We start from the raw sequence: 20,698 nt of genomic DNA on the forward strand, positions 1-20,698 counted from the left end.
GCTGTTCCGGAATGCAGCGGTGGCCTTACCCTGGCATGATCCGTTGCCGCCGCTTCAGGAACCCCCGCCGTATTCTGCCCGAATTATCAAGGATTTACTACCTGTGATTCTTAGTATACCACTCATTGTATTCTCTGATAATCTTTTCGATATCCCAGGCCCTGTATCCTTCCTGCTTGCCGGCTACCTTTGCGGACAGTTCAGGATAGTCCTCCAGGTACTTACTCATGGTTTTTTTGAAATTCAGGGTACTGAGCTTCTCCGGTTCACCGCCGTTTTTTATGCAGATGGATTCAGTGTATAGTTTCTCCTCACTGAAACTCAGGTCAATTTTAGTGATCTTTTGTTTTTCCTCATCCACCACAATCCGTTTTTTCGAATCTTCCGGTGACTCATAGTACCACTTGTAGTAAGTGACCGGACCTTCAATTAACCTGAGAAAAAAATGCACCCCCCTGGCAGCGGTTTCCGGCCAGAATTTAAAACTCTCATAATATCTGGGCCCCACTTTATAGGCTTTAATGTCTTTGGGCTTATACCTGACAGCATATTCTTCATCGTCCGGATTGTTGTAAAACAATGCTTTCCGCTGGTTGTCGATATAGTTGTTGAGCTTGATAAAGCCGTGAATCGTATCGTTTTCAAGTGTAATGACATAACCCGGATAGATCGTCCACAATCTGACAGTATCCCCTTTCTGCTGGGCCGGCAGGTTAGTACAAATCAGGATCGTGAATAATAATGTTGTCACCTTTTTCATGATTTCACTGGTTTTGTTTTCCGCAATATAAGAAAAAAAAGTGATAATTCAAACAAGGGAACCGGAATTGTGAATCCGGATTGATAGACGATGTTGCATGCAGGTATTTTCACCGGTGTGCGGGTAAATTATATGTTTTTGCAGACAGACCGGATGTTTGCTTGATTCCTGTGATGATTCTATTTACAATAGGATTGCTCTTTAAGGTTGTTTAAACAGTTTCAGCGGTGAGGCCCGCATGAAGATTGCCTCCTGAAAACTGTTTTTATGCTGAAAGCAGCCGGTTAAGCAGCCATGCAAATGTCGGATTGGCTATATGTTTTAACAGGTGTGAGCAATATTTTTCCGGTTGAGTTGTCGGATAAGTAAAATTGCCGGTAATCAATTAAAAAAGATGATTGCAGGTATGCATAAAGTAATTGCTGATATTTCTTCATTACGGCCGGGCACTTATCTGCTCTCTCCGGAGGCCGGAGAATTGCAGAGAAACAAAATGGCGGTAATTAATAGGCCGGATAATCCGATGCTTCAAACTGCTTCATTGAAAAGGATTATCCTTTCACTGAAGCAGTTTTTCATTGTAATACGGTCCGCTGAATCAGGATTTCGTTGCGTTTATTGGTCAAATCCGGGCGAATATAAATCCGGCCCCGGCATTGATAAATCGTGTTCAACTCCCCTTTTTATACAGGCTAACTTTATAATCATTTTAACTGTAAACCCATAAAAAAAGGAGGTTACCATGAGCAAAAAGTTACGTTTGATTTTTATCGGCTGCGCTTTAATGTGTTTTACAGGAGCAGGTTATGCGCAGATTTTCATGCAGGGCCTGGTGGAGCAAAATGAGGGTATTTATGCCTGGAATGCCGATGGAACCGGTCCTGAACCGGCCGCCACCGGCCACATTTCTGAGTCAGGCGCCTGGTATTACTATTGTGCATCCGCTGATTACAACGGAATAAACCCCAACCCCGGTTCAGCAATGGCACATTTAACGAACATCAGGGGATTCCCGCAGTTTTATGAAAAGCTGTTGCAATATAACTATACACTGGCTGATGTACAGGTTAAATGTACATTGTCAGACCTGGGCGATGACATCGAAGGACTGGACTGGTTTTCTATTGACGGTAACTCGTTTTCAAATTATTATCATGCCCACCTGATTATTCTGGTGGATGGCCATGGGATACTGAATTTAATTCTTGATTACAACATGTTGATTGTTAATCAGTATTCTGGTCAAAGGGCGAGTGAATCAGGATATGCACCCGTCAGGGATATTTCCGGAGCTGGTCCCGCAAACTTCAGGGAGATTGCTCAGGCTTTTCTTGCAGACCTGGGTAAAGATGAATTAAGATTCATTGGTACTTCCATTGATTTCCACTCCGGTTTAAGTGGTAATGGCCGCACTGGTGGCAGGTTCAATATTTCCGGTTACTTTGAAAGAGGGAAACCTGAAATGCCGCTTATCGGACTTGCAAACGATCATGAGGGACTGGCAGGCTGGAATGCCGATGGTTCCGGTCCTGAGCCTCAGGGTGTCGGGCACAATAATTTCTTCTATTACACGGCTTCACGCGATTATGGCGGTATAGACCCCCACAGCGGTGCCGCTTTTGCCCACTTCACTGAAGGATATACCGGCTTTAGAAATACACAATTGCAGCTTATGCGTTGCGGATACCTGACCAGTGACCTGAAAGTAAAAACCGGCCTCTCAAGCCTCGGCCCTGATATCTTTGGGAATGACTGGGGGTACTCCGGATCACACCACTGGAGCAATTTTTACAACAATTATCTGGTGATTGAACTTAGTGGTGAGCCCATTCTTGTCATGCTGGCCGATACCAACCAAATCGTGGAGTACACTAACGACTGGACCTGTAAATCGTCATTTTCTCCGGTTTACAATATCTCAGTATCAGAACAGGCAGGCCTGGTAGCCCGGTCTATGATGAAAGATATTGGCAGTCATTATCTGTTGCTGAAAACATCCTGCCTGATCCGCCTCCCCGGTAGCGAATTTAATGCCAACGGGCGCTCTGGCGGACTGTGGGAAGTAGTATCAGCCAGCCTGACGGGTGAGCATAACAAGGCTACTTTCATTTCCGCAAGCCCTGTCAGTGGCATATGGACTGCCGATCATTCCCCTTACTTTATTGATGACCATGTGATGATTGAGAATGGCTCGGTGCTCACGATTGAGCCGGGGGTGGAGATTAAAGTAAGAGGGCAGTTACATTTCGATGTACAGGGGAGTATTGTTGCAGGTGGTGTTGCCGGACAACCGGTCGTCTTCACCCGTTCAAATCCGCTGTTTTATTGGGGTGGAGTTCAGTTTGCCTCCCCCCCGGAATCCAATGACTCATCAAAATTTGACCATTGTATTTTTGAACATTCGCAGGCACAGGGGGAAACTCCCTACAACTGCGGCGGTGCATTTCGGATGAGCGACTACAGTAAACTCAGCATCACCAATACATTGTTCAGGAACAACCATGCTGATTTCAATCCTCTCGGATATATTCCTGTGGGCGGCGCCTTAGCAATGATTAATTCAAAACCTTTAATTCAGAACTGCGAATTTCTTGACAATGTCGCTGAAGAAGGAGGCGCAATAACTGTCAGTATTGACAGTAAGCCTGTTATTTCAAATTGTCTCTTTGCCCGTAATCAGGCCGAGGCAGGTGGTGCCGTTTCATTCAGAATGAACGGGGACGGCCTGTTTACGAATTGTACATTTGCAGAGAATACCGCTGACCGCGGGGGCGCCCTGCATTGTACCTTTGGCTCTAATCCGTTTATTATCAATTCAATCCTCTGGAACAATTCTGCAAATTTTGGTAAAGAAGTCTACCTGGGTACTGCCGGTTCGCATCCGGGATTTTATTATTGCGATATTCAGCTTGGTTCAGCAGGATTCGGAGGTTTCGGCGGTGCTCATTTTAATGGCGATTACTTATTCAATATTGAACGGGACCCGCAATTTACCGGGGAGGGTGAATTTCCTTATGCCCTAGGCAATAACAGTTCACCTTGCTGGAATGCCGGAACACCGGATACCTCTGCATGGTTTTGCCATGAATACCTGCCTGACGTTTGCCTTTGCGGAAATATCAGGATTGGAGATGGCCGGATAGACATCGGCGCCTATGAGTACCTGTTGTCAACCGGTTATGAAACTCCTGTGGCAAGCGCGGATGACGGACTGATTATCTATCCGAATCCTTCTTCGGAAGTGATAAGGATTGATTTTGAACTGAAAAATGCCGGAAAGGTTGTAATAGAATTGTATGACCTCTCGGGCAGGCTGGTTGCATTGCCTTTTGAACAAAACTGCAGCAGGGGCATTCAGAAGCTAAGCTACAATCCTGGTCAGCTTGCAAGAGGTGTCTATAATTGCCGTATTACAGCAGAAGGCAGAGCCATTAACAGGCTTCTCGTGCGGAACTGACAGTTAGCTGACTCAAATGCAGGATCTTCGGAGAAGCCTTGCTGGTCAGTACACTGATTTTTTTGAAATAAACCTTCTCAACCGGAAGCGGGGATATGGAAAATAGGGTAGTTCGTGGCTGCAGGCATAGGTTGGGAAGGTTTTTTTCTATGCCGGTTCGTGAACCCCGGCTTGGATGGCGGGCATTCGTTTGCATGGGTCGCCGGGGAATGATAATGAGCTGAAAATTTGTAAATCAGCACAATAATGCTTATCTTTAAAAAAAAATATGGATTGGATATGCTGAGGACCGTCATTATTGACGATGAAGCACACATGCGCCAGACCCTTGAGAATCTGGTGCATCAGTATTGTCCTAATATTGAAGTGGTCGCAAAGGCCGATGGTGTTGAGAGCGGGGAACTGGCGATCCGGAGGACGCATCCGGACCTGATACTGCTGGACATACGTATGGAAGACGGAACCGGCTTCGACCTGCTCAGGAGACTTGATCCCATTGATTTTAAGGTTATTTTTATTACCGCCTTTGATGAATTTGCCATCAGGGCATTTCGTTTTTCAGCGCTTGACTACCTGCTAAAACCGGTTGATCCTGACGAGTTGATTGATGCAGTTCGCAAAGCGGATGCAACTTTTCAGGGCGATTTCAACACACAGCTGGATGCCCTCAGCGAACACCTGAAGCTGCAGGATAAAACGGCCAGAAAACTGATCGTAAAAACCAGCGATTTCATTCATCTGTTGTGCATTCAGGATATTCTTTTCTGCGAGTCGGACGGGAGTTATACCAATATATACCTGGCCGACGGATCAAGAATAACCGCTTCCGCCATACTGCGCGACTACGAGGATATGCTGGCTGATTACGGCTTTTTCAGGGTGCATAAATCATACCTGATCAATGTCAGGTACATTCAGAAATTCGAACGTGCCGATGGCGGGTATGTGATCATCAAAGGCGACCACAAGGTTCCGGTGGCTTCGCGGAAGAAGGAACTCTTGCTCGAGATGTTTGAAAGACTGGCTCATATCTGAACCCCTTCTGCCTAACTGACTGAATCTGAAGGGAATTGCTCCCGCTTTTAATCTGAAGGTATTGCAGGTCCCCTTTTGAGGAAAGTTATGTTTTTATAATGATTCATTATCTTGCCGGCTGACCGGAACTATGCTCTCCTGCATGCACGCTGACCAATGCTGACCTTTCTGCCGGTTATTGGAAATCATTAATGCTGATAATGTCATGTATCCCGGTTTTAAACAGGTTCAGGGTTTACTCCCCTTTATCTTTGCGTTGTGGAGTCTGATTTCAGGGACCGGGGCGGTTGCACAACTTTATTATTCTCCCGATGCGGTTGATACAAGTGCTTTGCTGAAACAGGCACAAAGTCCGGACCCTGCTGCAAAGTCAGAAGCTCTTGCCGAACTGGCATACTTTTTTCGCCAGAAAAACCCGGAAAGAAGCCTGTTACTTGCAGAGGAGGCTTTGAAATATGCACATCCCGAAAAAGATTTAAGCTGGCTGGTTAAGATTTATTTTGCCCGGGGAGCTGCTTTTCATTACCTGGGCAACTATCCCGAATCGGTGCGCTGGAGCCTTGATGCCCTTGACCTGGCAACCAAAACGGAGGACCCGCTGATGTGGTTCAGGTCAATAGAGCTACTGGTACTAACCTACCTTTATTCCAGCAATGACGAACTGGCCATGAAGTACGCGTCAATGGCTTTTCCGATGATTTCCGCCGCTAAAAGCAAAACCGAAAAATTTGGTTTGCTGATCAGGCTGGGATGGGTATATAAACAGACGGGAAATTTTGAGCGGGCTATACCTTTATTTCTGAAGGCAGATCAGCTCAGCGGAGAATGCGACACAATAGGGCCGGCAAATACCTCGCTCAATGCCCTTCACCTGGGAAGCTGCTATTACGCCCTGAAACAAACTGACAGCGCCCTGTACTTTTTCAGGAAAAGCGACAGGGTAAGGGCTGCTAACCATATTGAGGTGATCGACCGGGTTGTTACCGGCATTGGCCAATGTTTCAGAAATATGAACCGCCCGGATTCGGCTATGCATTATTTTCAGATCAGCAGAAATTTGTCTGAACAAACGGGAGATATGAGCAACCTGGCAACAGTTAACCTGGAACTGGGTAATTTATACCGCGAAGCCGGTCTGATCAGTGAGGCATTGGCGTATTACCGGCAGGCGGTTTCATTCGGGAAATGGGTTGCGGAAAATCATGCATTTTATACTGACCAGCGCAAGAGCATTGATTTCTGGTTTTCACCAAGTCAGGACGTGCCCGTGTTCTATGAGATCAGCGGCTACAAAACGGTAATCGCAGCCTACAGAAGCATCAGCGAGGTATACAGGGACCAGGGAAATTACAGGGATGCCTTAATAAATTTTGAAGAAGCTGTAAGCGTTGAAGATCTGCTCGAGAAAATCTACCGCCGGAGTGAAGTGATTCAGCTCAGCACACGCTATGAAACCAGTTTCAAGGATCAGAAAATTCAAATGCTCCTCCGTGAAAGCGAACAGGGTATTCTGAAAATTAACCGCTCAAGGGTTATTATTCTGATACTGTCGGGTTTCATGGCGCTGGGGTTGGTCATTTTTCTTTTTTTGTTCCGCAATAAATCAGTCAAAGCGCGCCAGCAAAGTATTTCTTTGCAGCAGCGGCTGCTTCGCTCCCAGATGAATCCGCATTTTATCTATAATTCCCTTTCCTGTATCCAGAGTTTTATCCTGAGTCATGAACCGGATCTGGCCAACAAGTATCTGGCACATTTCGCAAGGCTGATGCGGAATATTCTCAAGAGCAGTGCGCAGGAATTTGTTACCCTTGAGGAAGAGATTGTTACCATTGAGAATTATCTCGAACTGCAACGGGTGAGGTTTGCCGATAAATTTGACTTCAGAATAGAGGTGGATGAAAATCTTGATACCGGAACACTTTTATTGCCGCCGATGATGGCGCAGCCATTTATCGAAAACTCCATAGAACACGGAATAAAGCATAAAGAGACCAAAGGATTGATTGAAGTCAGGTTCTGGCAGAGCAATGGATCGTTTTATTGTGAAATCAGGGATGACGGTGTCGGACGGGAGAAAGCCATGGAAATACAAATGAAATCAGATGCAAAGCACAGGTCGGTGGCAACCACCATAACCCGGGAGCGGTTAGCGGTGATCAACCGTAAGCGCAAACACAAGATCAGCCTGGGTATCATCGACCTTAAGGATGATGCCGGGGAAGGCGTCGGGACGCGCGTGGTATTTGAAGTGCCGATGAGGTTATAGTTTCTGCGCGTCTATGTATATGGCTGCTCAGCAATCAGGCTGCCCGAGGTGATATCGGGATTGTCAATAAGAAACTTTAATGTGGAAGCTTCTGAAAGGTCCGGATTTGTCATTCCTGAATTTATTATTTCAGGTCCGTAAGGTCTGAAATCCGTCAGACCGAAAGCCACCTTCATATTTTCCGTTTCGTAGAGATATCCGTCTGCTTGTCTGGTAAGACGGCTTACCAGATCTCCCTTGCGGTGAAGCAGGGTAAGTCTGCCGTTGGCCCATTGCAGCATATAGCCGTTATCGGTCTTGTTAAAGCTTTCCCGGGAAAGGCAGAACCTGGGCTTATCCCGGAAAGGAGCGCCGGATGAAGGGCAGAAAGTGGTGCAATTGCCGCATTCGTTGCAGAAACCGGCCAGGTTGAGCACCTGGGTTGACTGTGCTATCTTCAGAATGCCGGTCTGCTCAAAAGAAATCCCGTTTTTGTGATTGATCATTTTCCACTGCGGGATATCAACGGCTGGTGTCTGATACGAAATATTTGCCCTGTTGGGACAAACGGTCACGCAGATATTGCACAATTCGTCGCATTGCAGGCAGCGCAATGCTTCTTCGCGGGCTGTTTCTGCTGTTAGCAATGGCGGAGTGTTTTCCATCGCCGGATCAATGTTTATCCGCCTCGATTTTCTTATGATAAGTTCTGATTTTTCCAGGTGTTTTGCCGCGGGAGGATTATCAGTGTCAAGGGCGATTCCGGCCGATGCCGCGATCGCTGCGGCCGCCCTTCGTCCGTCGCCTGCGGCTTTTACGATGGTTGCCGCACCCCTGGCAGCATCCCCGCCGATATATACACGGTCAAGCTGCGTTTCATAATCTGACTCTGGCCTGAGGGAAAGCTCTTCCGGTGTGGCAAAATCAATATCCGTCTCCTGACCTAAGGCAGGAATCAGGGTGTCGACCGGCAAAGTGATCAGTGGTTCGTCTGTTTTGCAGGGTGCAGCCCTGCCGCCATCCGGAGGCGTAATCAGCTTCATTTTTGCACACGAAAGGGCGACGATATGACCGTCTTTCAGATGAATCTGCTCAGGTGAGAGCAATTCCAGCAGCCTAATCCCTTCATTCAGAGCAGCTTTTGTTTCTTCGCGGCTGGCAGGCATCTCAGCCCTGCTGCGCCGGTACACCACGCTGACGGAAGCATCTTCCGCCGCGGTGCGTCTGGCTGTTCGGGCCACATCCATCGCGGTGTTGCCGCCGCCGATCACCAGGATATTCCGGCCGGTGTCAGATTTCTTTCCGGCCTTAGCCAGCTTCAGAAACGTGAGGGGATCCACCACGCCTCCGGCCCCGGCTCCTTCGAGCGGAAGCGTTTTAAAACGTCTGGCCCCGGCGGCGATATAAACATAGTCGAAATCCCTGCGCAATTGTCCGAACAACTGCCGGTTAACCGGGGAGTTAAAATGAATGATCACCCCGGTTGACCTGATTCTTTCAACATCTTTCATCAACAGTTCAGCCTTCATGCGGAAAGGCGGGATGGCATCGCGCACCATGCCTCCCGGGTCAGGGTGTGACTCGAAAATTTCAACCCGGAAGCCTGCAAGGCGCATGAAATAAGCAAACGAGAGCCCGGATGGACCGGCTCCGATTACGGCCGCACTCTTACCGTTTTCCTTTACCAGTGGTACATCAGATGCTTTTCCGTTATGTGCAGCAAATAATTTTAATTCCCTGATTTTCAGTGGTTGATCGTAATTTATCCGGGTACATCGCAACTGGCAGGGGTGGTCGCAGGCTGAACCGAGTACATTGGGAAACGGATTCTTCCGGTGAATGGCATCGAGCGCTTTGCCGGTTTCCCCTCTTGAAATATGGTGGAGGTATTCCGGAATATCCTGGTTTGTCGGGCATTCATCCACACAGGGGGCATGAATGCAGTCGAATAAATCCAGTTTACGTCCTGTCTTTATGCTTTTTTCCGAAAACGGATCACACCGGTAACGCATGTCATCAACAACCGATAAAGCATACTTTTCCAGATACATGGCCTGGCGGGCAGTGTCAGCGGTGTTTATGCCGGAGGTCTGCTCAATATACTGCTGCAATCTCCCGTAACCTCCGGGCTTCAGCAGGTCGGAACATACGGTTACCGGCATCAGGCCGCACTGCAACAGGTCGCTGATGTTGAAACAGTCGGCGCCACCCGAAAAGGAAATGTGAAGGCCGGGGCCCAAATCGCGACGCAGTTTGGCGGCGACATTCACACTGATGGGGTGCAGCGCCCTGCCGCTCATGTACATCATTTCTTCCTTTGGCGGAAAGACCTTTCTGTGGTTTATGCACTCAAGGGTGTTGGTGAGCTTTACCCCGAAAGTCAGGTTGTTTTGCCTGGCTGCCATCTCCAGCCTGCGGATGATTCCCAGGGCGTCTTCATATTTTAAATCATGTTCAAAAGCGGCATCAGGCACCATGGTCTTATAGCCCAGTTGATTGTTCAGAATTTTCCTGAGCTGTTCCTCCCCGAGCAGGGTGGGATTCAGTTTGATGAAAGTATGAAGTTTCTTCTCCGTTAACAGATAGTGACCGATTTTTTCAATCTCACCGGGCGGGCAGCCATGCATGGTGCTCAGGGTGATGTTTGTCGAGATGCGGTCGGGGATGCTGAGGTCGCGCAACTCAGGGTATATCGGCAGAAGGGAACTGATCATCGCTTCCTTTTCGGGTTGACAGTCCTGCATTTTCGAAAGAAACCATTGCACATTTTCATTCAGTATTCCCTGCAGATTGTAACCCACACTCATGTTGAAGATAAAACCGCCCGCAGCTCCCGGGTGGCCAAGCCTGTGATGCAGCAGGTGAATCAGTATCCAGGCTTTCAGGTATTCCCCGAATGACTCATGGATACGCAGTTCCTGCGACCATTCACAGTTGTACCCTTCGTCCTGCATATCGATGCAGGGTTTCGTAATCTCAAGATCATCCAGCGTTTGTATGGTTTTCAGCTCAATGTAGCTTGCTCCGCATAGCCATGCGCTGACAATATTCTGCGCAAGCTGGGTGTGGGGGCCCGCGGCCACGCCGAATGGAGTCCTCAGATGTTGTCCGAAAATCCGGTAATTTTCAGTGCCGTTTACCTCAGGATTGAAGAACAATGCTTCCGGAATGCTGAATATCTGCCGGTTGCGCCGGTAATCTTCTTCTATCATCTGCCACAGCCTGTGGATGGAGGCAACTGAGAATCCTGTGGAATGAGCCATGTCCTCTGGGTTTTGGTATTTTTCTTCTCCGCTCTTAATTTTTAATTAAGTTTGTAAGAGGGAACCTGCGTGGGATTTCATAACCCTCGGTTTTACCGTGGTCAGTTCATGCAGGTATGTAAAGATAATGAAAATCATTTCAAATTTATGGTCATTGGTGATCACGTTTCCTGTGTGATTCTTGCAGCCGGCAACTCCGGCAGGATGGGATGCCATAAGGCCCTTCTGCAATTCGATGAATCCCGGACTTTTATTCAGCAGCTTACCGGGGTTTATCACCTGGCCGGGGCAGGGCAGATTATCGTTGTTTGCAGTCCTGCGCTCGCCCTGTTGCTGAACAAAAGTGCAGATTTCTTCGGTTTTCCGGTGGAACTGGTCATTAACTCAAATCCGGAAGCCGGAAGATTTTATTCGCTGAGGTCAGGGCTTGAGCGGGTAACGAAAGGTAACGGCTGTTTTTTTCAGAATGTGGATAATCCTTTTACCAGTGTTGAGCTGCTGGTGATGCTACATGAATCATTCAGGGGCGATGGTGCTGTTATCCCCGTATATTGCGGCAGACCGGGGCATCCGGTTTTGCTTGGCCGGGAAATGATCCGGAAGATACTTGAAGCCCCGGAACCACCTGCCCGCATCGATGATTTTCTGAAAGCCTCAGGACCTGAATATGTTGCGGTGCCTTACGCCGGCGTTCAGGCAAACATCAATACACCGGAAGAATACAGGAAATCATTCGGAAGGGATTCTCTGAAAGAGAACAGCTGCATTCATCCCCCCGGATAGAATGCAGCTGTAATGCGCGTAGAACAAGGCCTGATCAGTTATAGGCGAGCACAACCGTATAGTTTCCAACAAACCGCCCGCCCTTTGGTATATCAGGAGTAATGGCTGTCAAAGCAAGTGCCTGTTCCCCGTGGGCATCAGTAGTCATAAACTGGTCTTTGTGAGTAGTGGAAGTTTCGAGATTGAATGATTCACCATCCCTGTTAGTTACCCTGGCATTCGTAAGCTTAACGCTGCAAAGCATATCCGCTGCCGTTGTCAGGTTCAGTTTTCCGAGTTCGACCAGTTTGTGATCATTATTAACATTCAGCGAAAAATCAGTCTGTCCCTCAAATCCTGCATCCACAGCATCAACAATCTCTGCGGCCATATGCCCGGTAACACTCGCCTGCCCGTAAACAGCAGCATTAATTGCTCCTGTAAGCATAATCAGCAATATCAGATAGTTGGCTTTCATGATTTCACGCTACCATAATCTAACCAATGGCAAATGTACAACTTTTAAATTACGATTGTCAAGTATTTTTCCAGAAAATTGTTAAAAATTTGATAAATTTTGCATAGATTATTATAAAAAACTGAATATCAATTATAAAGGTAACGAAGCAAAATTTTATTATGTAAAATAAATTTACATTTTATGTATGAGGGTTATTTCTGGTATGTGAGGCGAAAATTCCATTGACGATAAAAGCTGTAAGGGTATTTTTCCTGTAATGCATTTACTTCTGCCTCCCCTTGACACCGGCCGGTGCTTTAAACGGTCGCATGGAAAAGCCGGTGTATAAAATTTGTGAATCACCAAATCAAAGACCTTACAGGTCATTCAGCCGGATGACTTGTAAGGGTAATTTGTTGTCAGGTTGAAGGGTTATCGTGGCCGGCTGTTTCCGGAAGTGCGGCCTTCAGGCAACAGGTGCGGTCAGGAAGGGCTAATTGTGTTTCAGCCCGTATTTGGCAATCTTGGCATTCAGGGTAGGGCGGGTAATGTCCAGCACGCGCGAAGCCTCAACTTTGTTCCATTTCAGCTTGTCAAGCACTTTTTTGATGTGTACTTTTTCAATATCCGCGATGGATTTCAGCTCAAACTGCTCCGGCTCCACAGGGGTATTCCGGTTTAGCAGCACAATATGTTCCTTTTCAAGTACATCGCTGCGGGTCATGATCATAGCCTGCATCAGGGTGTTCTCCAGTTCACGCACATTGCCCGGCCAGTCGTGGCTGTGAAGCAGATCCAGCACGCCGTTTCCGATTTTCAGGACTTTCTTGTTCAGTTTCCGGTTCAGTTTCTGCATCAGGTGTTTTACCAGTTCTTCAATATCGTCTTTCCGGTTTTTCAGGGGAGGCATGGCAATGGTGAAAACTTTGAGCCTGTAATAAAGTTCTTCGCGGAATTTTCCGTTTTTGACCATGGCTTCCAGGTCCTTGTTGGTGGCGGCGATGATTCTTGCTTTCAGCGGAATGGGCGCATCTCCGCCCGGCTTTTCAAACTCCAGCTCCTGAATAACCCGCAACAGCCTTGTTTGCATGGTATCGCTGAGTTCGGAAATATCGTCAAGGAAAATTGTTCCCTCGCCGGCCTGCTCAAATTTTCCTTTTTTATCAGAAACTGCGGTAGGAAAGGCTCCCATATTGTAGCCGAACAATTCATTTTCAAGTATATCTTCATGAAGGGCCGAGCAGTTTACCACAACCAGCGGATGGTCGCGGGTGATGCCACTGTAATGAATCAGCCTGGCGATCAGTTCTTTGCCCGTGCCTGTTTCGCCTGTGATCAAAACATTGACCTTGTTGAGCGATACCCTTCCGACGTTTTTGAAGATTTCACGCATCACCGGCGTTTTACCCACCAGCAGGTTATCTTCGATGGCTTTTCTTATCTCAGGCGAAATGGTTTCGGTCAGGGTCTGGCTCTGGTACGAAATTTCAAGCCCGTTCCGGATGACCTCCAGCAATTCCTGCATCTGAAGCGGTTTCTCAATGAAGTCGTATGCCCCTACCTGAATCGATTTGATGGTCAGGGCGACGTCGCCGTGCGCGGTAAGCAGGATCACCGGCAATCCGGGCTGTATCCGCTGGATTTCGGTGATCACATCCAATCCCGACATCCCCGGCATCTGGAAGTCCGTTACCACCAGGTCAGGCTTTTCCTGTATTACTTTCTGAAGTCCCGATTCCCCGTCAACAGCGGTAATAACTTCATAACCAGCCTTGGTCAGGCTGTTGCTCATCAATGTTCTGATGATGGAATCGTCATCAATGGCTAATACTTTACTCATCGTGGCTCAGATTGATTCAACCTTTCTTGTATCTGTAAATCACGGCATACCCGCCAGGTAATTGTAAGGACAGGTATCAGCAATGTAAAAGAATTATACAGCGATAAATTTACTACTATTATTTTACGAAAAGCAAATTCCATTGAATATTTACATCATTTTATGTGTTACTATTTTATATATAACTAAATGACAATACATTACGAATGATTTTGTTCTATGATCCGGAGAATACCTCATTTCAATGTCATCAACCGGGAGACTGGGCAAACCCGGATTAATCAACAGGAAGCCCGGAAGAGCTGAAGTATTGATACTATAAGGGTAATTCCGATTTAATTTTTGATCAGCGCAATGCTGATTGAGATGATTACAAACACTTAATCCGGGTTAAACAGGGTTTATCTGCAGATTTGCTTTGCAATGGCTGCCATAAAGAATTTTCCATAACAAAATATCCGGTACAACAGCCTGAGTTGCTGCTGTACCGGATATTTGAGGGCCGGGGGCTGAAACACCTTAGCCGGCCGTCAGCGTGTTATTTAACCACCTTACGCACTGCGTCGATCACCGTTCCATCCACCCATTTGATGGCGGCGATAAATTCATCGCTCAGTACGGGCAGGGCGGGTTTGCCGCAGATACGCTCGGCTTCGTCTTTCAGTTGATGGATGGTTTTTACCGGCAGGGAAGAACCTTTCAGTCTGTCGATCAGGTCGGTGCGCAACGGGTTGATGGCAATGCCCCTTTCGGTGACGATGACATCGATGAGTTCGCCGGGGCCGCAGATGGTGGTGACTTCGTCGCGGATCACCGGCATGCGGTCGCGGAAGAGGGGAATGGGCAGAATCACGCACTTCGAGAAGAGGCAATTCATCCATCCGCCGATTCCGTGAAGCAGGTAACCGTCGGAATGGGTCACCACATTGGCGTTGAAATTGATATCCACTTCGGTGGCGCCCAGGATTACCACATCCACCATGGAAGCGAAATTGCCTTTGCCATGATAATTATAGCTGGTAAATGGACTGGTATTCAGATGGTTATTATTTTCGCGCATGGAACGTACCCCTTCAAGGTCAAAGGTTTGACCGTCGAGAATGTAATCCACCAGTCCTTCTTCGAGCATGCTGACGAGGTACTTGTTGCTGCCACCGCGGGCAAAGCGGGCTTTCATGCCGCGTTTGCGGAGCATTTCGGCAAAGTAGATACCGATGGAGAGGGCGGTTCCGCCGGCGCCGGCCTGGAAAGAGAAGCCATCGCGCACAATGCCGGCTTCGTCGCAGAACTGCGCGGTCATTTCGGCCAGCAGCAGACGGTCGGGGCTTTTGGTAATCTCGGTGGTGCCGCTGATGATCTTCTCCGGGATACCGATCTGGTCCATTACCACGACGTAATCCACATAATTCCCGTGAATCTGCCAGGGTACGCAGGGGAATGGCACGAGGTTGTCGGTAACCACAATCACCTTGTCGGCATATTGTGAGTCGGCCAGGGCGAAGCCAAGCAATCCGCAGGCTGCAGGGCCGCGGTCGCCGGTGGCATTGCCGAAGGGGTCGGCCGTGGGGGCGGCGATCACGGCGATGTCCACATGCAGGTCGCCGTCCTGAATTGCCTGGTAGCGGCCGCCGTGGGAGCGGAGGATACCCATGCCCTGCATACCCCCTTCGGAGGTGTGCCGGCCAAGGGCGCCGTTCATGCTGCCTTCGATGTGGTGGATGGTGCCATCTTCAAGGTATTTGATCAGAGGGCTGTGGCATTCGAACGATGCGGAAGGCGCCCAGGTAAGCCCTTTTGCACCCAGTTCGGCGGCAGTATCGAAGATCTGATTGGCCACCAGGTCGCCGTTGCGGAAGTGGTGGTGGGTTGAGATGGTCATGCCGTCTTTCAGGCCGCAACGGATCAGTGCATCCCTCAGCGAAGCAACTACTTTGTTGCCATCGGCCGGATAATCGGCGCAACTGCTGATGGGTGGAGCATACTTGCGGCCCGTGGGTTTGTATTTTCCAACGCCCATAAACGGGATAGCTTCCTTTCCGTTGATGATCTGGGGAACTGTGCGGCCAACGGCATTCGTGGTCAGTTTATCGTATTTTGACATGTCTTTTCTTTTTTAATCGGTCATTCTCATGGATTTCAGGCTTTCTGGTTTTCAAGGAAGGCGTCGCGCCAGCCGGGACTGAGCTTACCCATACTGACGGCCAGGTCGATGGTGCGCTGGGCGCGTTTCACCACCGGCGGATCGATCATCTTGGTGCCTAATGAAACCACGCCGAGTCCTTTTTCGGTGGCTTCTATAAAGGCGTTCACAATTTTCTTTGCCTTGTCGATTTCGGCCTCGTCGGGTGCGAAATTGTCATGGATCACCCTGATCTGTCGCGGATGGATACAGCCCATGCCGTCAAATCCCAGCGCCTTCGACCGGAGTACATTTTGCTTCAGGGCTTCCATATCGGCCACATCGGAGAATACCGAGTCGATGGCCTGGATGCCGGCGGCTTTGCAGGCGTTCACCACCATGCTGCGGGCAAAGAAGGATTCGGTGCCTTCGTTGGTGCGGCGGGTGCCAAGGTCGGCGGTGTAGTCTTCGAGGCCGATGGCCAGGGCCACCACGTTATCCGACTGCGCTATTTCCAATGCTTTCAGCACACCCAAAGCGCTTTCGATGATGGGCATCAGCCAGACATTGCCTTCGATATTATTTTTTATTTTCAGTTCAGCGATGCGCCGGTTCACCTGTGCAATCTGATCGGCACTTTCACACTTCGGAACGAGGATAAGATTCACATTGTGTGGAATAATGTAATCAAGATCCTCAAGTCCGGCCGGCACCTGGTTGATCCTGACCATGCGTTCGGCTCCGTAAAAATCGAGCGCGCGCAGGGCGTTGCGCACCAGGAACCGGGCTTCCGCTTTTTTGGTCACCGCCACGGCGTCTTCCAGGTCGAGGATAATGCCGTTGGGCTTGTGAATGCCCGCGTTGATCATCAGGCTGGGGGTGTTGCCGGGAAGGTATAGCCTCGAAAACCGGTAGCGGTCGCGTGCGGTCTGATAGGTGTTCTGTGGCAGCATGGCAGGAAGGTATTCCTTTTCGTCACCCGTCAGTTGCCTGATGGCAGCCTCCAGCCGGGCGGCAATGACAAATTCAAGGGCGCCGGAATCCTCTAACGTCAGCCTGGCATGCTCTATGCCGTAGAATGTCAGAATTTCATGGCAGAGCCTGAGGATAGATTCACCGTAAAGCACTTTTACCTTACTGATCAGTTCGGTCTGTATGCCGCCCTGCTGCATGATTTCGAGCGTAAGCGCGCAATCGCTCCGCACGCCTTTGCCTTTGTTGCCTGTAGTTGCTATTGTTGCCACATCAGCCTCCTGGTTTAATATGAATAATTGAGTTTACAAGGTCATGCAAAGTAACAGCAGGCTATGTTAAAAAAAAAGAACATTTGAAAATATTCTCTTTGTTAAGTTAAATAACTGTAAAAGTGATAAATATATTAAAATCTATTGGGCATGGCTCTGGAAAGTATAACATTTTTATCCGGCTTGCATCCTGGTGTTCTGGCCCGGGGATCATGTGTTTATTCCATGACAGCAATGATTCATGACTCCCTTAAATAATGAAGTGATCAATTCAATTCAGCACAATTATATTTTTGGTATTCCGTTGTAATATATTGATAGATAATCTGATATAATTGCATTCGTGAAGAAGTGATGCCATCTGAAAATAACGGTGGTTTTCAGGGCCGGCGTCAACCTTATCTTCATCTGGTCACAGTCAGTTTCAGAATTTCATTGTAATGTGTTAGCATTCAGCAGGTTGTGCTTAAATGCAGTAGTCCGTTAAGAATTATTAATGAATTGACTTACAGTGGAATATAAAAACTTGTTTAAAAATCACAAATCATTCATAATCAAGTCGTTGCGTCATTGCAGCCTGGCCCGCTGTGGCGGGGTCCTTGCGTGATTTTTAAATTTAACGGACTATTGTAAATGACAGCCTTGCCCATAAGCAAGCTGAATGCACGGGAGTAAACAAAGGGTACCGGGAATGGTTATGTATCTGGGAACACAGTATGGAATAGTTTTTGTATCATTGACCTTACTTCAAAAAGCCTTATCTTTGTTCAGTAAAACGCTGAGAATTTTAAACATTTCAATATTAACCTAAACCAAACCAATCGTATGAAAAAGTGGAATTATTTATTTGCAGCCCTGCTGATGTCTGTTGCAGTGGTATTTACTTCCTGTTCTGATGAAGAAGAAACCGATCCGGGTCCAAGCCTCAGCCTTAAAGGCGGATCAGCTTATACATCTCAGGATGCAACAATTCAGGTGAATGAAGCCATAATGGTAGGCGTAAACGGATTAAAAAGCCCGGTATCAGGTCAGAAACTTACCCGGTTTAAATTCTCCATTACTTCCAACAATGTAGCTACCACCTATGTGGATTCAACTTTTAATGCCGATTCATTTACCTGGGAAAGTGAACTGACCTTTACAGGGGTTGGTGAAGGACGCCTTCTTTTCGAACTCTGGGACAAAGGCGGCATAAAGGCAGAACAGGCCTTTACCATTACCATCGAAGATCCGGGTGCACAAATCAACAAATATATGGACGTTGAATTCGGATCATATAATGATCAGATAGGAAGTTTCTTTGCTTCTACCGAAGGGATTACCTACACCGTTGGCCAGACCAGGAATGTTCCCGATAACCAGGCCAAGATCGACTTCCTTTTCTTCAAAGGAGCTACCAACGCTAACACCTTTGCTTCACCGGACGATGCAGATGCAGGTACCATTCAGGACCTTGGCCCTGTCAGCGACTGGACCAATAAAAACCAGACCCGCTTCAATCCTACCACCATCACAGCCGCCCAGTTTGATGCCATCGGCGATACCTATCAGTTCCCGACCTTCAACCTGATGCAGCAGACCACCAAGATGAATAACCTGACTGAAGGACAGGTATTCCTTTTCAAAACCAAGAACGATAAACTGGGTCTAGTAAAAGTGATCGATCTTTACAGCCGTGGCGACCGCGCCAAGGTAAGCGTGATTGTTCAGAAATAATTTACGGTTTAATATCTTAACTTAAAAGGCTGTCTCAAAAGGGCAGCTTTTTTTGTGAACACAGGATTATTGCAACTGTGCTTCTTCTTGTTATGAACCGGATTAAGCATTTATAAATGCTAGAAGGATCATGATTTTGTAATCTGCTCAATAATTATGCTGCTTAACAAACAGTATACAGGGGCTCCAAACATCAAATAAGTTTCTGGTGACCGGTGAGTTATTTGAAGATTCCTCTCCCGGTTGTCCGGGATCGGAATGACAAGGTTTTTGGGTTGAAGGGCCGGGAGAGGCTTTGGCCGATATTTACATTATCAGTCATTCCGAACGGAGTGAGGAATCTTTGGCAAGTATCTCTGACAAATCAACTTTTAAGCGGTTAATAGCGATAAACCGTCGTCCATACCTCCGGGGCTTTTTACTGATTAAACAGCGTTTAAAAGGCAAACTGCCTGAAAATGCTTATTTTTGCCGGTGTTTTACTGTTCCTGCCTGAGCGTTGTATGTCCGGACCCAAAAAAAAGATACTGTTTATTGTGAATCCTGTTTCGGGGGTGCATCATTCCCGCAAAGCAGTGCTGGCCGGTCTGGCGGCCGACACCCTTGACCCTGAACGCTTTGAGTGGGAGATCGTGTTCAGCGAATCGGCGGAGCATGTAAAAGAACTCAGCCGGGCAGCCGCGGAGGCAGGAACCAACATCATCGCGGCGGTAGGCGGCGATGGAACGGTAAATCAGGTGGTAAAAGGCATGCACGGAAGCAATTCGGTGCTGGCCCTGATCCCGGCCGGTTCCGGCAACGGACTGGCGCATCACCTCGGCATTCCGTCAGATATCGGCGAAAGCCTTGCCCTGATCAATAAGATGAACGTGAAGCCGGTCGATACGGTGAGCATCAACGACGATCTGTTTGTCTCCATTGCCGGGGTGGGCTTCGATGCCCTCGTGGCTAAAAAGTTCGCCAGGTCGGGCAGGCGCGGTTTTCTTTCTTATTTCAGGATCGTTACCAACGAGTACAATTACTACCGCCCGCGGAAATACAAGCTGATGATTGACGGGCAACTGTACCACCGTGAAGCCCTGTTTGTCAGTTTTGCCAACACCAATCAGTTCGGGTACAATACCATTATCTCGCCTTCGGCGCAGATTGACGACGGGCTGGTGGATGTCTGCATCGTGAAAAAGGTTCCCCTGATATATGCACCGCATGTGGTGGGCCTTTTGCTGACGCGAAAGATTGATGCCTCGGATTATGTGGAGGTCATCAAAGCCCGTGAAGTCAGCCTGACACGTAAGAAGAACAAGGTAGTCAACCTTGACGGAGAACCGGTAAAGCTCGGTAAAGCGCTTCATGTCAGGGTGAACCCTTTATCCCTGTCAATGATAGTACCTTAAAATACAACAAAATGCCGGCTGAAAAATCAAAAAACAAGCGCCCGGAAGGGATTGTTTACTCTACCAACCCCGATTTCAAATACGATTTCGGAACTGAGCAGGAACAGGAAACCCTGCCACCGGCGCAGCAGAACCTGCGTGTAATGCTCGACCGCAAACTGAAAGGCGGGAAGAAGGCCACCCTGATTACAGGGTTTTCGGGCAGCGCATCCGACCTGGCTTCACTGGCCAAACAGCTGAAAAACCTCTGTGCGGCCGGCGGGACTTCTGACAATGGCGAGATCCTGGTGCAGGGCGATTTCAGGCAGAAAATCCTGGATTATCTGCTCAAAAAGGGCTACAAAGCCAAATTGGCAGGTGGTTAAATGATTGAATATTGGTATTAAATGATTGATTTTTAACA

13 protein-coding genes are annotated in these 20,698 nt (G+C 48.1%); 7 read left to right on the top strand and 6 right to left on the bottom strand.

Features of this window, described 5'->3' with window-relative positions; translation table 11 throughout:
* Positions 1–97 precede the first annotated feature (97 nt).
* Positions 98–760 (bottom strand): hypothetical protein, encoded by a 663-nt coding sequence (locus tag TBC1_RS03800; RefSeq protein ID WP_062038751.1) that lies wholly within the window; start codon positions 758–760, stop codon positions 98–100.
* Between the two features lie 742 nt (positions 761–1,502).
* On the opposite strand from TBC1_RS03800, the gene TBC1_RS03810 reads away from it, so the two are divergent.
* The 3 genes from TBC1_RS03810 (at position 1,503) to TBC1_RS03820 (ending at position 7,518) form a co-directional block, all read left to right on the top strand.
* Positions 1,503–4,217 carry a T9SS type A sorting domain-containing protein gene (locus TBC1_RS03810; RefSeq protein ID WP_062038757.1) on the top strand — a complete coding sequence of 905 codons (2,715 nt, stop codon included), beginning with the start codon at positions 1,503–1,505 and terminating at the stop codon, positions 4,215–4,217.
* 246 nt (positions 4,218–4,463) lie between these two features.
* Positions 4,464–5,252, top strand: coding sequence for a LytR/AlgR family response regulator transcription factor (locus tag TBC1_RS03815; RefSeq protein ID WP_062038759.1), 789 nt, complete (start codon positions 4,464–4,466; stop codon positions 5,250–5,252).
* A 205-nt stretch (positions 5,253–5,457) separates the two neighbouring features.
* The gene (locus TBC1_RS03820; protein WP_062038761.1) at positions 5,458–7,518 is read left to right on the top strand and encodes a tetratricopeptide repeat-containing sensor histidine kinase; all 2,061 of its coding nucleotides are present in this window, start codon (positions 5,458–5,460) and stop codon (positions 7,516–7,518) included.
* An 11-nt stretch (positions 7,519–7,529) separates the two neighbouring features.
* Here the strand turns inward: TBC1_RS03820 and ygfK are convergent, their stop codons facing one another.
* Positions 7,530–10,760 (bottom strand): putative selenate reductase subunit YgfK, encoded by a 3,231-nt coding sequence (gene ygfK, locus TBC1_RS03825; protein ID WP_062038764.1) that lies wholly within the window; start codon positions 10,758–10,760, stop codon positions 7,530–7,532.
* 147 nt (positions 10,761–10,907) lie between these two features.
* Here ygfK and TBC1_RS03830 point away from each other — a divergent pair, with 147 nt between their 5' ends.
* The gene (locus TBC1_RS03830) at positions 10,908–11,543 is read left to right on the top strand and encodes a nucleotidyltransferase family protein (protein WP_172668818.1); all 636 of its coding nucleotides are present in this window, start codon (positions 10,908–10,910) and stop codon (positions 11,541–11,543) included.
* Positions 11,544–11,577: 34 nt separating this feature from the next.
* Here TBC1_RS03830 and TBC1_RS03835 read toward each other — a convergent pair whose 3' ends face one another.
* From TBC1_RS03835 to TBC1_RS03850, 4 genes are all read right to left on the bottom strand, one after another.
* On the bottom strand, positions 11,578–12,000 hold the full coding sequence (locus tag TBC1_RS03835; RefSeq protein WP_062038770.1) for a hypothetical protein: 423 nt from the start codon (positions 11,998–12,000) through the stop codon (positions 11,578–11,580).
* A gap of 475 nt (positions 12,001–12,475) precedes the next feature.
* Positions 12,476–13,822, bottom strand: coding sequence for a sigma-54-dependent transcriptional regulator (locus TBC1_RS03840; RefSeq protein WP_062038773.1), 1,347 nt, complete (start codon positions 13,820–13,822; stop codon positions 12,476–12,478).
* Positions 13,823–14,360: 538 nt separating this feature from the next.
* Positions 14,361–15,923 (bottom strand): citrate lyase subunit alpha, encoded by a 1,563-nt coding sequence (locus tag TBC1_RS03845; RefSeq protein WP_062038776.1) that lies wholly within the window; start codon positions 15,921–15,923, stop codon positions 14,361–14,363.
* A gap of 35 nt (positions 15,924–15,958) precedes the next feature.
* Complete coding sequence (locus TBC1_RS03850) at positions 15,959–17,185, bottom strand: aldolase/citrate lyase family protein (RefSeq protein ID WP_062038778.1); 1,227 nt, start codon at positions 17,183–17,185, stop codon at positions 15,959–15,961.
* An 825-nt stretch (positions 17,186–18,010) separates the two neighbouring features.
* Here TBC1_RS03850 and TBC1_RS03855 point away from each other — a divergent pair.
* The 3 genes from TBC1_RS03855 (at position 18,011) to TBC1_RS03865 (ending at position 20,660) form a co-directional block, all read left to right on the top strand.
* On the top strand, positions 18,011–18,901 hold the full coding sequence (locus tag TBC1_RS03855; protein ID WP_062038781.1) for a hypothetical protein: 891 nt from the start codon (positions 18,011–18,013) through the stop codon (positions 18,899–18,901).
* A 458-nt stretch (positions 18,902–19,359) separates the two neighbouring features.
* Complete coding sequence (locus TBC1_RS03860) at positions 19,360–20,295, top strand: diacylglycerol/lipid kinase family protein (RefSeq protein ID WP_062038784.1); 936 nt, start codon at positions 19,360–19,362, stop codon at positions 20,293–20,295.
* 11 nt (positions 20,296–20,306) lie between these two features.
* Positions 20,307–20,660 carry a translation initiation factor gene (locus TBC1_RS03865; RefSeq protein ID WP_062038787.1) on the top strand — a complete coding sequence of 118 codons (354 nt, stop codon included), beginning with the start codon at positions 20,307–20,309 and terminating at the stop codon, positions 20,658–20,660.
* Positions 20,661–20,698 lie beyond the last annotated feature (38 nt).

Source organism: Lentimicrobium saccharophilum, from assembly GCF_001192835.1.
GTDB lineage: Bacteria > Bacteroidota > Bacteroidia > Bacteroidales > Lentimicrobiaceae > Lentimicrobium > Lentimicrobium saccharophilum.

What these genes read in the sequence shown, in the direction of transcription:
- TBC1_RS03810 (WP_062038757.1), top strand. Translation starts at nt 1,503, where the DNA reads ATGAGCAAAAAGTTACGTTTGATTTTTATCGGCTGCGCTTTAATGTGT.
- TBC1_RS03830 (WP_172668818.1), top strand. Translation starts at nt 10,908, where the DNA reads ATGGTCATTGGTGATCACGTTTCCTGTGTGATTCTTGCAGCCGGCAAC.
- TBC1_RS03855 (WP_062038781.1), top strand. Translation starts at nt 18,011, where the DNA reads ATGAAAAAGTGGAATTATTTATTTGCAGCCCTGCTGATGTCTGTTGCA.
- TBC1_RS03840 (WP_062038773.1), bottom strand. Translation starts at nt 13,822, where the DNA reads ATGAGTAAAGTATTAGCCATTGATGACGATTCCATCATCAGAACATTG.
- TBC1_RS03820 (WP_062038761.1), top strand. Translation starts at nt 5,458, where the DNA reads ATGTATCCCGGTTTTAAACAGGTTCAGGGTTTACTCCCCTTTATCTTT.
- TBC1_RS03860 (WP_062038784.1), top strand. Translation starts at nt 19,360, where the DNA reads ATGCTTATTTTTGCCGGTGTTTTACTGTTCCTGCCTGAGCGTTGTATG.
- TBC1_RS03800 (WP_062038751.1), bottom strand. Translation starts at nt 760, where the DNA reads ATGAAAAAGGTGACAACATTATTATTCACGATCCTGATTTGTACTAAC.
- TBC1_RS03815 (WP_062038759.1), top strand. Translation starts at nt 4,464, where the DNA reads ATGCTTATCTTTAAAAAAAAATATGGATTGGATATGCTGAGGACCGTC.
- ygfK (WP_062038764.1), bottom strand. Translation starts at nt 10,760, where the DNA reads ATGGCTCATTCCACAGGATTCTCAGTTGCCTCCATCCACAGGCTGTGG.
- TBC1_RS03845 (WP_062038776.1), bottom strand. Translation starts at nt 15,923, where the DNA reads ATGTCAAAATACGATAAACTGACCACGAATGCCGTTGGCCGCACAGTT.
- TBC1_RS03835 (WP_062038770.1), bottom strand. Translation starts at nt 12,000, where the DNA reads ATGAAAGCCAACTATCTGATATTGCTGATTATGCTTACAGGAGCAATT.
- TBC1_RS03865 (WP_062038787.1), top strand. Translation starts at nt 20,307, where the DNA reads ATGCCGGCTGAAAAATCAAAAAACAAGCGCCCGGAAGGGATTGTTTAC.